Here is a 13,344-nt window from a genome sequence, read left to right on the forward strand (position 1 = left end):
GATTTTAGGCCGGCTTTGCGGCTTCCCGCTTCAATCGCTCGATCGCCATCAGCACCCGTTCCGGCGTCGCCGGCGCGTCGAGGCGCGGGCAGATCTTGTTGTCGGCAACGCTGGCAATCGCATCCGAAAGCGCATGCAGCACCGACATGCCGTGGGGCAGCGGCGGCTCGCCGACCGCCTTGGAGCGATGGATGGTCGGCTCATAGGCCGACGACCAGTCGGTCAGCTTGACGTTGAAGATTTTCGGCCTGTCGGAGGCGAGCGGAATCTTGTAGGTCGACGGCGCATGCGTGCGCAGCCGCCCGCTGTTGTCCCACCACAGCTCTTCCGTCGTTAGCCAGCCCATGCCCTGGATGAAGCCGCCCTCGATCTGGCCGAGGTCGATCGCCCGGTTCAGCGAGCGGCCGGCGTCGTGCAGGATATCGGTGCGTTCGACGACATATTCGCCGGTCAGCGTATCGACCGAGACCTCCGAGCAGGCCGCGCCATAAGCGTAATAGTAGAAGGCATGGCCGCGGCCCTTGGCACGGTCCCAATGGATCTTCGGCGTCTTGTAGAAGCCGGCCGCCGACAACTGGACACGGTTGATATAGGCCTGCTTGACCAGGTCGTTGAAGGCCACTTCCTGGTTGCCGACGCGCACCCGGTTGGGCAGGAACACCACCTGGTCGTGCGGCACCTGGTATTTGTCGGCGGCAAAGTCGATCAGCCGCTTGCGGATCTGGCGCGCGGCGTCCTGCGCCGCCATGCCGTTGAGGTCGGCGCCGGAGGAGGCTGCCGTCGGCGAGGTGTTCGGCACCTTGGCGGTGGTGGTCGCGGTGATCTTGACCCGGTCGAGGTCGATCTGGAACTCTTCCGCGACGACCTGCGCCACCTTGAGGTGCAGGCCCTGGCCCATCTCGGTGCCGCCATGGTTCATGTGCACCGAGCCGTCGGCATAGACATGCACCAGCGCGCCGGCCTGGTTGGCCTCGGTCTTGGTGAAGGAGATGCCGAACTTGACCGGCGTCATCGCCAAGCCGCGCTTGATGAAGCGGCTGTTGGCATTGAAGGCCGCGATCTCGCGACGGCGGCGCGCATAGTTCGCACTTTCCTCCAGCTCCGCGACGATGCGCTGGATGATGCAGTCCTCGACCTTCTGGTGGTAGGGCGTGACGTTGCGCTCGCCGATGGCGTCCATCGGATCGTAGAAATTGAGCTTGCGGATCTCGAGCGAACCCTTGCCGACGGCAAAGGCCACCTCGTCGATGACACGCTCGGCGCCAACCATGCCCTGCGGGCCGCCGAAGCCGCGGAAGGCGGTGTTGGAGACGGTGTTGGTATAAAGCGGCGCCGACTTCGCATGCACAGCCGGATAGAAATAGGCGTTGTCGCAATGGAACAGCGCGCGGTCGCCGACCGGACCGGACAGGTCGGCGGAGAACCCGCAACGCAAGGCATAGGTGAAGTCGACGCCGAGGATGTTGCCCTCGTCGTCGAAGCCGACCTCGTAGTCGATGGCGAAATCATGCCGCTTGCCGGTGGCGGTCATGTCCTCGTCGCGGTCAAGCCTGATCTTCACCGCGCGCTTGAGCTTCTTGGCGGCGATGGCGGCGATGGCCGCGCACTGGTTGGCCTGCGTTTCCTTGCCGCCGAAGCCGCCGCCCATGCGGCGCACCTCGACCGTGACGGCATGGCTCGGCACGCCGAGCGCATGGGCGACCAGATGCTGCGTCTCGCTCGGTCCTTGTGTCGAGCAATAGACAATGACCTCGTCATCCTCGCCGGGAATGGCCAGCGAGACCTGGCCCTCCAGATAGAAATGGTCCTGGCCGCCGAGCCACATGCGGTTCTTGATGCGGCGCGGTGCCGCCGCGATGGCCGCCGCAGCATCGCCGCGCTTCAGGATCAGCGGCGTGGTGACCTGCTTGTCCTTGACAGGATCGAGACCCCAGATGTCGATGACGGCCGGAAGCTCGTCATACTCGATCTTGGCCAGGCGCGCGGCGCGGCGCGCTGCCTCGCGCGTCTCTGCAACCACGGCAAAGATCGGCTGTCCGTAAAACTCAACCTTGCCTTCGGCGAGCACCGGGTCGTCATGCATGTTGCTCGGCGAGACGTCATTTTCTCCGGGCACGTCGGCATAGGTCAGCACGTCGACGACGCCGGGCGCGACGCGCACCGCCGACAGGTCGACGCTTTTCAACGCGCCGTGCGCGACCTTCGACAGGCCGAGGCCGATATGCAGCGTGCCGGCCGGCTCCGGCATGTCGTCGATATAGACCGCGGTGCCGCTGACATGCTTGTGCGCGGAATCATGCCGCTGGTCGGTGGCGACGCCGCCAACGATCTTTTCCGCCTTGAGGTTGGGGGTGGCGTGCTTGTTCATCAGGCCGCCTCGTCGCGTGATACCTGGAACGGCGCCTTCGTTCCGGTCGTCTCGATGTAAAAGCGCAGCAGCAGATTCTTTGCCGCCAGCGCCCGGTATTCGGCGGTCGCGCGCATATCGGTCAGCGGCGTGAAATCGCTGGCATATTCGGCCATCGCGGCCTCCACGGTCGCTTCGTTCCACACCTTGCCGATCAGCGCTTTCTCGACTGTCGTGGCGCGCTTCGGCGTCGCGGCCATGCCGCCATAGGCAATGCGGATGTCGGCGACGGTGCCATCCTTGGCCAAGGTCAGGTAGAACGCGCCGAGCGTCGCGGTGATGTCCTCGTCGCGCCGCTTGGTGACCTTGTAGACGGCAAATTTCGTGCCCTTCGCCGGCACCGGAACATGCACCGCCTCGACGAACTCGCCGGGCTGACGGTCCTGCTTGCCATAGGCGATGAAGAAGGTTTCGAGCGGGATCGTGCGGCGCGCGACACCCTTGCGCAGCGTGAGCTCAGCGCCGAGCGCGATCAGTGGCGGCGGCGTGTCGCCGATCGGCGAGCCATTGGCGACGTTGCCGCCGATCGTGCCCATGTTGCGCACCTGCTCGCCGCCGATGCGGTCGACCAGCGGCCCCAAAGCCGGGATGCGCTTCGACATCGTCTCGAAGGCTTCGGTATAGGTGACGCCGGCGCCTATGGTGATGACGCCGTCTTTCTCAGACATCGTGCGCAGGCCGTCGAGACCGCCGATGAAGATCGCCGGCGAGATGTCGCGCATATGCTTGGTGACCCAGAGGCCGACGTCGGTGGAGCCGGCGACGACGGTTGCGCGCGGCTCTGTCTCGAGCACCGCCGCAAAATCGTCGACGCTGGCCGGCACGATCAGCCGCGCCTTGCCCGACCCGATCTCGACCCTGGCGCCATCGCGCAATGCCTTCAGCCGTGCCGTGACGTCCTTGCGCTCCACCGCCAGCGGATCCTTAGCCGCCTTGCCATAGCTCGAAATGGCATGCGCGGCGCGCATGATCGCCTCATAGCCGGTGCAGCGGCAGAGATTGCCCTGCAGCGCCTTCTCGATCGCGGCGTTGGACGGATCGGACGTCTTCATCCAGAGCCCGTAGAGCGACATGATGAAGCCCGGCGTGCAGAAGCCGCATTGCGAGCCGTGGAAATCGACCATGGCCCGCTGCACCGGATGCAACTTGCCGGGCTCGCCACGCAGATGCTCCACGGTGACGACATGGGTGCCGTCGAGCGAGCCCATGAAGCGGATGCAGGCATTGACGCTTTCGTAGACGAGACCGTCGGCCGAGAGCTTGCCGATCAGCACCGTGCAGGCGCCGCAGTCGCCCTCGGCGCAGCCTTCCTTGGTGCCGCGCAGCGAGCGGTTGAGCCGCAGCCAGTCGAGCAGCGTCGCATCGGGTGCGACGTTGGTCAGCGCAACATCGGCGCCGTTCAGGATGAAGCGTATCTCGTTGCGGGTCTCTGCCATGTCTCAGCTCCCCCGATAGGTCGAGTAGCCATAGGGCGAAATCAAGAGCGGCACGTGGTAATGCCGCGCTTCCGCCATGCCGAAGCGGATCGGCACGATGTCGAGGAAAGCGGGCTCAGGCAGGTTGGCGCCCTGGCCGCGCAAATAGTCGCCGGCGGCGAAGACCAGCTCATATTCGCCGGTGCGGAAATCGGCGCCGGCCAGCAGCGGCGCATCGCAGCGCCCGTCGTCATTGGTGACAACGGTCTTAAGATGCGTGCGGCCCTGTCCCTCGATGCGGAAAAGCCCGATCGACAAGCCCTTTGCCGGCCGTCCAGTCGCGGTGTCGAGCACATGGGTCGTCAGGCGCCCGCCATCGGCTTTCGACGTTTCTGCCACTGGCGGCCTCCCATCCCGGTACAGTTTCAGGTCAATTGTGCGCCAATTAAAGGCGATGCATAAGCCCCGGTCGAGCGGAGCGCGGCAAAAAGCACTTTCAAAAATTTTCGGGGGAATGCAGACGCACTCCTTTCGATATCTTCATCTCGACCATCGGGCAGGAGCGACAATGCGTTACGATCGGGACATGCGCGGTTACGGGGCCAATCCGCCGGATCCGAAATGGCCCGGCGGCGCGCATGTCGCGGTGCAGTTCGTCGTCAACTACGAAGAAGGCGGCGAGAATTGCGTGCTGCATGGCGACAAGGCTTCGGAAGCCTTCCTTTCAGAGATCGTCGGTGCGGCCCCCTGGGTCGGCCAGCGTCACTGGAACATGGAATCGATCTATGAATACGGCGCACGGGCCGGCTTCTGGCGGCTCTACCGGCTGTTCACCGAAGCGCAAGTGCCGGTGACCTGCTACGGCGTCGCCACCGCGCTGGCGCGCTCGCCCGACCAGGTTGCGGCGATGCAGAAGGCCGGCTGGGAAATCGCCTCGCATGGGCTGAAATGGATCGATTATCGCGATCACGCGGCCGAGGACGAGCAGCGCGATCTCGAAGAGACGATCAAGCTGCATTACGAGGTGACCGGCGCGCGGCCGACCGGCTGGTATACCGGCCGCACCTCGGTCAACACCGTTCGCCTCGTCGCCGAGGAGGGCGGCTTCGACTATGTCTCCGACACTTATGATGACGAATTGCCGTACTGGTTCGACCGCGACGGACTTGAGAAGCCGCAGCTCATCATCCCCTACACGCTCGACGCCAACGACATGCGTTTTGCGACGCCGCAGGGCTTCAATTCCGGCGACCAGTTCTTCGCCTATCTGAAGGACAGTTTCGACACGCTCTATGCCGAGGGCAAGGCGGGCCGGCCGCGCATGATGAATATCGGCCTGCATTGCCGTCTCGTCGGCCGCCCCGGTCGTGTCGCGGCGCTGAAGCGCTTCATCGACTATGTGAAGTCGCACGACAAGGTGTGGCTGACACGGCGCATCGACATCGCCAGGCACTGGCGCGAGACCCATCCCTACGAGGCGCCGGCGCTGCGCCCGTCGCGGATGGAGTTCGAGGAATTCGTGCATGCCTTCGGCGGCGTTTTCGAGCATTCGCCCTGGATCGCCGAGCGCGCCTACGAACTGGAACTCGGGCCCGCGCATGACAGCGCCGGCGGCCTGCACAACGCGCTCTGCCGCGTCTTCCGAGCGGCGAGCGAGGCCGAACGGCTGTCCGTGCTCAACGCCCACCCAGATCTTGCCGGCAAGCTGGCGAAGGCGAAGCGCCTGACGCCGGAATCGACCAAGGAACAAGCCTCCGCCGGGCTCGATGCGCTGACCGACAAGGAGCGCGAACTGTTCTCGAAGCTCAACGCCGCCTATGTCACCACCTTCGGCTTCCCCTTCATCATCGCGGTCAAGGGCAAGACCAAGGACGAAATCCTGGCGGAGTTCGAGACGCGCATCGGCAACGGCCGCGGCGTCGAGTTCGAAACCGCCTGCAGGCAGGTCGAGCGCATCGCGCTGCTTCGCCTGAAAGACATGCTCCCGAAATAACGCCAGGGATCCCCATGGATATGATCAAGACTGCCGAGCGAACCTATTATGCGCCGCAGGGCGGCCATCCCGGCCAGAACGAGCTTTTGACTGGACGGGCCGTCTTCACCGAAGCCTATGCGGTCATCCCCAAGGGCGTGATGCAGGACATCGTCACCAGCCCGCTGCCGTTCTGGGACAAGACGCGGGCCTGGATCATCGCAAGGCCTCTCTCGGGATTCGCCGAGACGTTCTCGCAATACGTTGTCGAGGTCCTGCCCGACGGCGGCAGCGAGCGGCCGGAACTCGATGCCGGCGCCGAGGGCGTGCTGTTCGTCGTCGAGGGTGAGCTCACCGTATCTGTTGCCGGCAAACAAAATGTGCTTGCCCCCGGCGGCTTCGCCTTCCTGCCGCCGGCCAGCGGCTGGACGGTGCGCAACGAGAGCGCCGCCGCCGTCCGCTTCCACTGGATTCGCAAGGCCTATGAAGCGGTCGACGGCCTCGACGTGCCGGAAGCCTTCTTCTCGAGCGACCAGGATGTGGCGCCGAGCCCGATGCCGGGCACGGAAGGGCGCTGGGCAACGACGCGCTTCGTCGACCCGGCCGACATGCGCCACGACATGCATGTCACCATCGTGACGCTGAAGCCCGGCGCGGTCATCCCCTTCGCCGAGACCCACGTCATGGAGCACGGGCTCTATGTGCTGGAGGGCAAGGCGGTCTACCGCCTCAACCAGGACTGGGTCGAGGTCGAAGCCGGCGATTTCATGTGGCTGCGGGCCTTCTGCCCACAGGCCTGCTATGCCGGCGGCCCCGGCAATTTCCGCTATCTGCTCTACAAGGACGTCAACCGCCACGCCAGGCTTGGCGGCTATCTTGGGAGCAGGGCGCGGTGAGCCGCATCGTCGCCCAGCCGCTGACCCGCGAAGCCTTCGCGCCGTTCGGCGACGTCATCGACATGGGCGGCGACAACCGCTACCCGATCAATGCTGGCCGGGCGATGCGTTATCACGACCTAGCCACCGCCGAGGCTGCAGGCCCGAATGCGCGCGTGCTGATCTCGATGGTGCGCGGCACGCCCTACGACATGCCGCTGAAGCTCACCATGGTCGAGCGCCATCCGCTCGGCAGCCAGGCCTTCATCCCGCTGTCGCCGCGACCGTTCCTGGTGGTCGTCTGCCATGACACCAAGGACGGCCCCGGAGAGCCGCATGCCTTTCTCGCCGGCCCCGGACAAGGCATCAACTACCGCCGCAACCTGTGGCACGGCGTGCTGACTCCGATCGGCGAGGAACAGGATTTCCTCATCGTCGACCGCGGCGGCGACGGCTCCAATCTCGAAGAGTTCTATTTCTCGCATCCTTACGAGATCCACCTTCCCTGAAAGCGGCCGATTTTCCCATGACCGACATCTCGCTGATCGACCGCCTGCTCGACGTGATCGAGCATGACATCGTGCCGAAGACGGCTGAAGCCGTTGCCCATGGCAACAAGCTGTTCGGCGCCGCGATCCTCAGGAAGCACGACCGCTCGCTGGTGCTGGCCGAAACCAACAACGAGATCGAAAATCCGCTCTGGCATGGCGAGGTGCATTGCCTGAAGCGTTTCTACGAGATGCCCAAGGCCGAGCGCGTCGACACCAGGGATGCGCTGTTCATCGCCACCCACGAGCCCTGCTCGCTCTGCCTGTCGGCGATCACCTGGACCGGTTTCGATAATTTCTACTACCTCTTCAGCCATGAGGATTCGCGCGACAGTTTTGCCATCCCGCACGATCTGAAAATCCTGAAAGAGGTCTTCACCCTCGATCCCGGCGGCTACAATGCCGAGAACGCCTATTGGAAGAGTTTTTCCATTCGCAGGCTGGTGCGGGCGCTGCCCGAGGCCGAGCGCAAGCGGCTGGAGGCCCGCATCGGAAAAATCTCCGCGCGCTATGACGAGTTGTCTGGCGCCTATCAGGCCAGCAAGGCAGACAACGACATTCCGTTGAACTGACGCGGATTGCCTACCTTACCTTCGCGTTTTTCAGCACCTCATTTATCCTTGCCTGCCAGCCTTTGCCGGTCGCCTTGAATTTTCTGACGACATCCTGGTCCAGGCGGATGGAGACGACTTGCTTTGGTTTCTCCAGGGCTGGCCGGCCACGAGAACGCCTTATACTCTCGAAAAGCTCCGGGAGCGCTTCCGCAAAAGGCTTGGCTTGCGCCAGTTGTTCATCGGTCGCGTCCCCGTCTTCGGGATCGGCAACAATCTGTCTTTGAATTTCGGCTTCCTCGGCGTCGGTAAGCCGCCGAACGCGTGATTTAGTGTTGCTCATACACGGACCTTTCCTTTCGGCTGGCATGACGCATCGAGATCACCGAGATCGCTTCAGAACCAAGCGGCTTGAAGATCACGGCGAGAATGATCTCCCCAAATTCTCCAATCGCCTTCAACCGGCCGGCCTTGGCCGGGAGGACGATTGACGTGGCAAAAAACTCGATATCGAGATCGGCGAAGTCGAGACCTCGGTTTTCGAGGTTCGTCACCCGCTTTGGCTCATCCCAAACGATTTTCAGGCGAGATCATCCACTGTGTCTGCGTCAGGCCACGTGAATAAACGTAATACATAAATTAACCGTGGGATGCAAGAAGAAGCCGGATAATCGGAGAGTGCGTTCGCCAACGACCCAGGTCGCATTTTTTGATGCTCCAGTCGCGAATGGTGATTGAAAGTCGCCGCGCCGCGGAGCGTTATGCGCCCCATGAAAACCGTCACTGAATTCCCCCGCAAGGTCGTCGAATTTCCCGATATGGGTATCGTCATGCCGGATGGCTGCCGGCTGTCGGCGCGCATCTGGATGCCCGTGGACGCGACGGACAGTCCGGTGCCGGCGATCCTCGAGCACCTGCCCTACCGCAAGCGCGATGGCACTATCTTCCGCGACCAGCTCACCCATCCCTATTTCGCCGGCCACGGCTACGCCTCGATCCGCGTCGACATGCGCGGCAATGGCGATTCCGAAGGGCTCATGGACGATGAATATTCCGAGCAGGAACTGCAGGATGCGTGCGACGTCATCGCCTGGGCGGCGGCGCAGCCCTGGTGCAACGGCAATGTCGGCATGATGGGTATTTCCTGGGGCGGCTTCAACTGCCTGCAGGTGGCGGCGAAACAGCCGCCAGCGCTGAAAGCGGTGATCAGCCTCTGCTCGACCGTCGACCGCTATGCCGACGACATCCACTACAAGGGCGGCTGCCTGCTCTTGGAAAATTTCGGCTGGGCCTCGACGATGCTGTCCTATTCGTCACGGCCGCCGGATCCGGCGATCGCCGGCGGCAATCGCTGGCGGGATTTGTGGCTCAGCCGGCTGGAGAACCAGCCTTTCCTGTTGCCGCTGTGGCTCAGCCACCAGCACCGCGACGCCTATTGGAAGCGCGGCTCGATCTGCGAGGATTTTTCGGCCGTCAAAGCGGCCGTGCTGTCGATCGGCGGCTGGCACGACGGTTACCGCAACACGATCTCCAACCTCGTCACCAACATCCAGTCGCCGGTCAAAGGCATCGTCGGCCCCTGGATCCACAAATACCCGCATTACGCCGGACCGCAGCCGGCCATCGGTTTCCTGCAGGAGGCGCTGCGCTGGTGGGACCGCTGGCTGAAGGGCGCTGCGACCGGCGTCGAGGCCGATCCGGACTACCGCGCCTATGTCATGGACAGCGTGCGGCCGGCGCGCTGGCATCCCGAGCGACCGGGCCGCTGGGTGGCGGAACAGGAATGGCCATCCTCAAACATCAAAGTTGAGGCGATCGAGCTCATTTCGGCGGGCGCCAAGCCCTCCATCGCCGCTTCGCCGCAGACCTGCGGCCTTGCCGGCGGCGAATATTTTCCTTTCACCTTCGGACCGGAACTGCCGGACGACCAACGCCCCGACGACGCGCTTTCGGTGTGCTTCGACCAGCCCGAGCTCGGCGCGGCGATCGACATCGTCGGCGCGCCGGAGCTCGAGATCCGGCTTGCCTCCGACCGGCCCCAGGCCAATATCGCGGTGCGCCTTTGCGACGTGCATCCCGACGGCGCCTCGGAGCTGATCTCCTACGGCGTGCTCAATCTGACCCACCGCAACTCGCATGAATTACCGCAGGCGCTGGTGCCGGGCGAGACGGTGTCGGCACGCGTCGTGCTCGACCAGTGCGCCTACCGGGTGCCGGCCGGCCATAAATTGCGCGTCGCCGTCTCGACCGCCTACTGGCCGATGATCTGGCCCTCGCCGGAGACGGTACGGCTTGATCTTGCCAAGGCCACGCTGAAGCTGCCGCTGCGGCCGCTGGCGAAAGGGAATGAGGTTTCGTTCCCCGAGCCGGAAGGTGCGACGCCCTGGGCGACCGAGACGATCCGGCCGGCGAATTCCGAACGCCATGTCGACCGCGACGAGAAGACCGGCCTTGTCACGCTCTGCATAGCCGACGATTTCGGCGCGGTGCGCGATCTCGACCATGGGCTGGTCAATGGCAGCATCGTGCGCGAGACATGGACGATCCATCCCGACGATCCGCTGTCGGCCACTGGCGCGACCCATTGGACGCAGACCTTGTCGCGAAATGAATGGTCGGTGCGGACCGAAACCTTTGCCCGGATGCGGTCGGACGCCGCAAACTTCATCGTCAGCGCCAGAATCGAAGCCTATGAGGGTGAAAAACTGGTCTTCGAACGCGACTTCGAGCAGGCAATTCCGCGCTCCCTGGTTTGAGTCGGGGCAAGATTGGTCCAAACGCGACGTGCGATTTACGCCACCGCATGTCGCATTCGGTCTTGCCTGCCGCTTTCCCTTACGGTCATTATCTCCTCCAATAGCAAGAAACGACCATAAGGTCGGATACCCAGAGTGAGGAACCATAATGTCCAACGAACTTGACTATCTCAGCCGGCGAGTCGCGGCCGGAAAACTCAGCCGTCGCGATTTTCTCGGTCGCGCCGCGGCGCTCGGCGTCGCCGCCACCGTCGCCAACTCGATGCTTTCCAGCGCCGTGCGCGCTGCCGGCCCGGTCAAGGGCGGCACGCTGAAGGCCGGCCTGCAGGGCGGCGAATCCACCAACAGCCTCGATCCGGCGACCTTCCTTAGCCAGGTTCCGTTCGCTTTCGGCAAGTGCTGGGGCGAGACGCTGGTCGAGCTCGCGCCGGGCGGCGGCGTCGAATATCTGATCGCCGAGGAGATCGGCAGCTCCAAGGACGCCAAGACCTGGACGATGAAGATCCGCAAGGGCGTCCAGTTCCACAACGGCAAGGAAGTGACGCCGGATGACGTGGTGGCGACGCTGAAGCGCCACAGCGACGAGAAGTCGAAGTCGGGCGCGCTCGGCGTCCTGAAGAGCATCGACACCATCAAGGTCGATGGCGGCAATGTCGTGGTCACGCTGAAGGACCCGAACGCCGACATGCCTTATCTGATGGCGGACTACCACCTGATCATCCAGCCGAATGGCGGCATGGACAAGCCGGACGCCGGCATCGGCACCGGGCCGTACAAGATCACCGGCAACCAGCCCGGCGTGAAGCACACCGCCGCGCGTTTCGATCATTACTGGCAGGCCGACAAATACGGCCATGCCGACCAGGTCGAGATCGTCGTCATCAACGATCCGACCGCCCGCATGGCCGCGCTGCAGGGCGGCCAGGTCAACATGATCAACCGTGTCGAGCCGAAGATCGTCGATCTGGTGAAGCGGCTGCCCGGCGTCACCATCCGCGCTGCCTCTGGCCGCGGCTTCTATCCGTTCAACATGTTCTGCGACACCGCGCCCTTCGACAACAATGACCTCAGGATGGCGCTGAAGCTCGCCATGGACCGCGAGGAGATGCTGACCAAGATCCTGCGCGGCTACGGCGAGGTCGGCAACGACATGCCGGTCAACAAGGCCTACCCGCTGTTTGCGGGCGATTTCGAGCAGCGCAAATTCGATCCGGAAAAGGCGGCCGCGGCTTACAAGAAGTCGGGTCATAGCGGCTCGATCCTGCTGCGCACCTCCGACGTCGCCTTCCCGGGCGCCGTGGACGCCGCCCAGCTCTATCAACAGAGCTGCGCCAAGGCAGGCATCAAGATCGAGATCAAGCGCGAGCCCGGCGACGGCTACTGGACGGAAGTCTGGAACAAGCAGCCCTTCTCGCTCTCCTACTGGGGCGGCCGTCCGACCCAGGACCAGATGTACTCGACCGCCTATCTGTCGACCGCCGACTGGAACGACACCCGCTGGAAGCGCCCGGACTTCGACAAGATGGTGCTTTCGGCACGCGGCGAGCTTGACGAAGCCAAGCGCAAGAAGATCTACCGCGACATGGGCGAGATCATGCGCGACGAAGGCGGCCTGATCGTGCCGTTCTTCAACCAGTTCGTCGACGCGACCGGCAAGGGCGTCGAAGGCTGGGTCGACAATCCGGCGCAGGAACTCAGCAACGGCCATGCCCTGATCGAGTGCTGGCTGCAGGCTTGACGAAGGACAAAGGAAGGGCCGGCGCGAGTCGGCCCTTCCCGGCTTTCATGGCCCGCCGGTAACGGCGGGTATCATCCCTTCTTCACCATTGCGGGTAGCCGATGTCGTCTCCGATCCTGAGATTGGTCGCTCAGCGTATCTTGCTGGGCCTGGTTCTTCTTTTGGCCGTTTCGGTGCTGATCTTCGCCGGCACGCAGATCCTGCCGGGCGACGTCGCCCAGGCGATCCTCGGCCAGTCGGCAACGCCGGAGGCGCTGGCGAACCTGCGCGACCAGCTTGGGCTCAACGACCCGGCATGGCTGCGCTACGTGCACTGGCTGTGGGGCATCCTGCATGGCGATTTCGGCACGGCGCAGTCGAGCGGGCTCGACATTGCGACCTCGATCAGCACCCGGCTGAAGAACACGCTGTTCCTGGCCGCCTGCGCGGCAATCGTCGCGGTGCCACTGGCGATCATCCTTGGGCTCATTGCCGTTCGCTATCGCAACGGCTTCGTCGACAAGTTGATCTCCGGCCTGGCGCTGGCCTCGACATCCTTCCCGGAATTCTTCATCGGCTATGTGCTGATCTTCGTGTTCGCCGTGCACTGGCAGATCTTCCCGAGCATCTCGACGGTGGACGACTCCACGCCTTTCCTCGAAAGGCTGCAGGCCGTGGTGCTGCCGGCCACCGCGCTCACCCTGGTGGTGCTCGCCCATATGATGCGCATGACGCGCGCGGCGATCCTCAACGTCATGCAGTCGGCCTATATCGAGACGGCTGAGCTCAAGGGGCTGAGGCCCTTCGACATCATCCGCAAGCATGCTTTCCCGAACGCGATCGCGCCGGTGGTCAACGTCGTCATGCTCAACCTCGCCTATCTCATCGTCGGCGTCGTGGTGGTGGAGGTGATCTTCGTCTATCCGGGCATGGGACAGTATCTGGTCGACCACGTCGCCAAACGCGACGTGCCGGTGGTGCAGGCTGTCGGCCTGATCTTCGCCGCGGTCTACATCACGCTCAACATCGTCGCCGACATTGCCGCCATCGTGGCCAATCCGCGGCTGAGACATCCGAAGTGACGGGAGCATCCGAAATGACGG

At 63.8% G+C, this 13,344-nt stretch carries 12 protein-coding genes; 7 read left to right on the forward strand and 5 right to left on the reverse strand.

The window, feature by feature from the left end:
- Positions 1-4: 4 nt before the first annotated feature.
- The 3 genes from xdhB to uraH are packed head-to-tail and all read right to left on the reverse strand — an operon-like array spanning position 5 to position 4,221.
- A complete protein-coding gene (xdhB, locus tag RFM41_RS20065; protein WP_320250392.1) occupies positions 5-2,368 on the reverse strand; it encodes a xanthine dehydrogenase molybdopterin binding subunit in 2,364 nt (787 codons plus the stop codon).
- The gene (gene xdhA, locus RFM41_RS20070; RefSeq protein ID WP_320250390.1) at positions 2,368-3,843 is read right to left on the reverse strand and encodes a xanthine dehydrogenase small subunit; all 1,476 of its coding nucleotides are present in this window, start codon (positions 3,841-3,843) and stop codon (positions 2,368-2,370) included. The genes xdhB and xdhA overlap by 1 nt, the downstream gene beginning before the upstream one ends.
- 3 nt (positions 3,844-3,846) lie before the next feature.
- Entirely contained in the window at positions 3,847-4,221 is a 375-nt protein-coding gene (gene uraH / locus RFM41_RS20075; RefSeq protein WP_320250388.1) for a hydroxyisourate hydrolase, read from the reverse strand.
- A gap of 169 nt (positions 4,222-4,390) precedes the next feature.
- On the opposite strand from uraH, the gene puuE reads away from it, so the two are divergent.
- The 4 genes from puuE to RFM41_RS20095 are packed head-to-tail and all read left to right on the forward strand — an operon-like array spanning position 4,391 to position 7,789.
- Positions 4,391-5,815, forward strand: a complete 1,425-nt coding sequence (puuE, locus tag RFM41_RS20080; RefSeq protein WP_320250387.1) for an allantoinase PuuE — start codon at positions 4,391-4,393, stop codon at positions 5,813-5,815.
- Between the two features lie 14 nt (positions 5,816-5,829).
- A complete protein-coding gene (locus tag RFM41_RS20085) occupies positions 5,830-6,690 on the forward strand; it encodes a bifunctional allantoicase/(S)-ureidoglycine aminohydrolase (RefSeq protein WP_320250385.1) in 861 nt (286 codons plus the stop codon).
- The gene (locus RFM41_RS20090; protein ID WP_320250383.1) at positions 6,687-7,178 is read left to right on the forward strand and encodes an ureidoglycolate lyase; all 492 of its coding nucleotides are present in this window, start codon (positions 6,687-6,689) and stop codon (positions 7,176-7,178) included. Before RFM41_RS20085 ends, RFM41_RS20090 begins: the two co-directional genes overlap by 4 nt.
- Before the next feature lie 17 nt (positions 7,179-7,195).
- Positions 7,196-7,789, forward strand: a complete 594-nt coding sequence (locus tag RFM41_RS20095; RefSeq protein ID WP_320250382.1) for a nucleoside deaminase — start codon at positions 7,196-7,198, stop codon at positions 7,787-7,789.
- A 10-nt stretch (positions 7,790-7,799) separates the two neighbouring features.
- Here the strand turns inward: RFM41_RS20095 and RFM41_RS20100 are convergent, their stop codons facing one another.
- Together RFM41_RS20100 and RFM41_RS20105 are read right to left on the reverse strand one after the other, a co-directional pair.
- Positions 7,800-8,111: a BrnA antitoxin family protein gene (locus tag RFM41_RS20100; RefSeq protein WP_320250380.1), complete on the reverse strand. Its 312-nt coding sequence runs from the start codon at positions 8,109-8,111 to the stop codon at positions 7,800-7,802.
- Positions 8,098-8,352, reverse strand: a complete 255-nt coding sequence (locus tag RFM41_RS20105) for a BrnT family toxin (protein ID WP_127302892.1) — start codon at positions 8,350-8,352, stop codon at positions 8,098-8,100. The genes RFM41_RS20100 and RFM41_RS20105 overlap by 14 nt, the downstream gene beginning before the upstream one ends.
- Positions 8,353-8,538: 186 nt before the next feature.
- Between RFM41_RS20105 and RFM41_RS20110 the strand changes: the two genes are divergently transcribed.
- The 3 genes from RFM41_RS20110 (at position 8,539) to RFM41_RS20120 (ending at position 13,323) form a co-directional block, all read left to right on the forward strand.
- Positions 8,539-10,524, forward strand: coding sequence for a CocE/NonD family hydrolase (locus tag RFM41_RS20110; RefSeq protein WP_320250378.1), 1,986 nt, complete (start codon positions 8,539-8,541; stop codon positions 10,522-10,524).
- A 148-nt stretch (positions 10,525-10,672) separates the two neighbouring features.
- Positions 10,673-12,262, forward strand: a complete 1,590-nt coding sequence (locus RFM41_RS20115; protein ID WP_320250376.1) for an ABC transporter substrate-binding protein — start codon at positions 10,673-10,675, stop codon at positions 12,260-12,262.
- 101 nt (positions 12,263-12,363) lie between these two features.
- Positions 12,364-13,323, forward strand: a complete 960-nt coding sequence (locus RFM41_RS20120) for an ABC transporter permease (protein WP_320250374.1) — start codon at positions 12,364-12,366, stop codon at positions 13,321-13,323.
- The last annotated feature ends 21 nt before the right edge of the window (positions 13,324-13,344 follow it).

It is taken from the genome of Mesorhizobium vachelliae, from assembly GCF_033977325.1.
GTDB classification, from domain to species: domain Bacteria; phylum Pseudomonadota; class Alphaproteobacteria; order Rhizobiales; family Rhizobiaceae; genus Mesorhizobium; species Mesorhizobium vachelliae.

Excerpts from the sequence above, each read along its gene's own strand:
- xdhB (WP_320250392.1), bottom strand. The coding sequence starts at position 2,368 with ATGAACAAGCACGCCACCCCCAACCTCAAGGCGGAAAAGATCGTTGGC.
- xdhA (WP_320250390.1), bottom strand. The coding sequence starts at position 3,843 with ATGGCAGAGACCCGCAACGAGATACGCTTCATCCTGAACGGCGCCGAT.
- puuE (WP_320250387.1), top strand. The coding sequence starts at position 4,391 with ATGCGTTACGATCGGGACATGCGCGGTTACGGGGCCAATCCGCCGGAT.
- RFM41_RS20085 (WP_320250385.1), top strand. The coding sequence starts at position 5,830 with ATGGATATGATCAAGACTGCCGAGCGAACCTATTATGCGCCGCAGGGC.
- RFM41_RS20095 (WP_320250382.1), top strand. The coding sequence starts at position 7,196 with ATGACCGACATCTCGCTGATCGACCGCCTGCTCGACGTGATCGAGCAT.
- RFM41_RS20100 (WP_320250380.1), bottom strand. The coding sequence starts at position 8,111 with ATGAGCAACACTAAATCACGCGTTCGGCGGCTTACCGACGCCGAGGAA.
- RFM41_RS20110 (WP_320250378.1), top strand. The coding sequence starts at position 8,539 with ATGAAAACCGTCACTGAATTCCCCCGCAAGGTCGTCGAATTTCCCGAT.
- RFM41_RS20115 (WP_320250376.1), top strand. The coding sequence starts at position 10,673 with ATGTCCAACGAACTTGACTATCTCAGCCGGCGAGTCGCGGCCGGAAAA.
- RFM41_RS20120 (WP_320250374.1), top strand. The coding sequence starts at position 12,364 with ATGTCGTCTCCGATCCTGAGATTGGTCGCTCAGCGTATCTTGCTGGGC.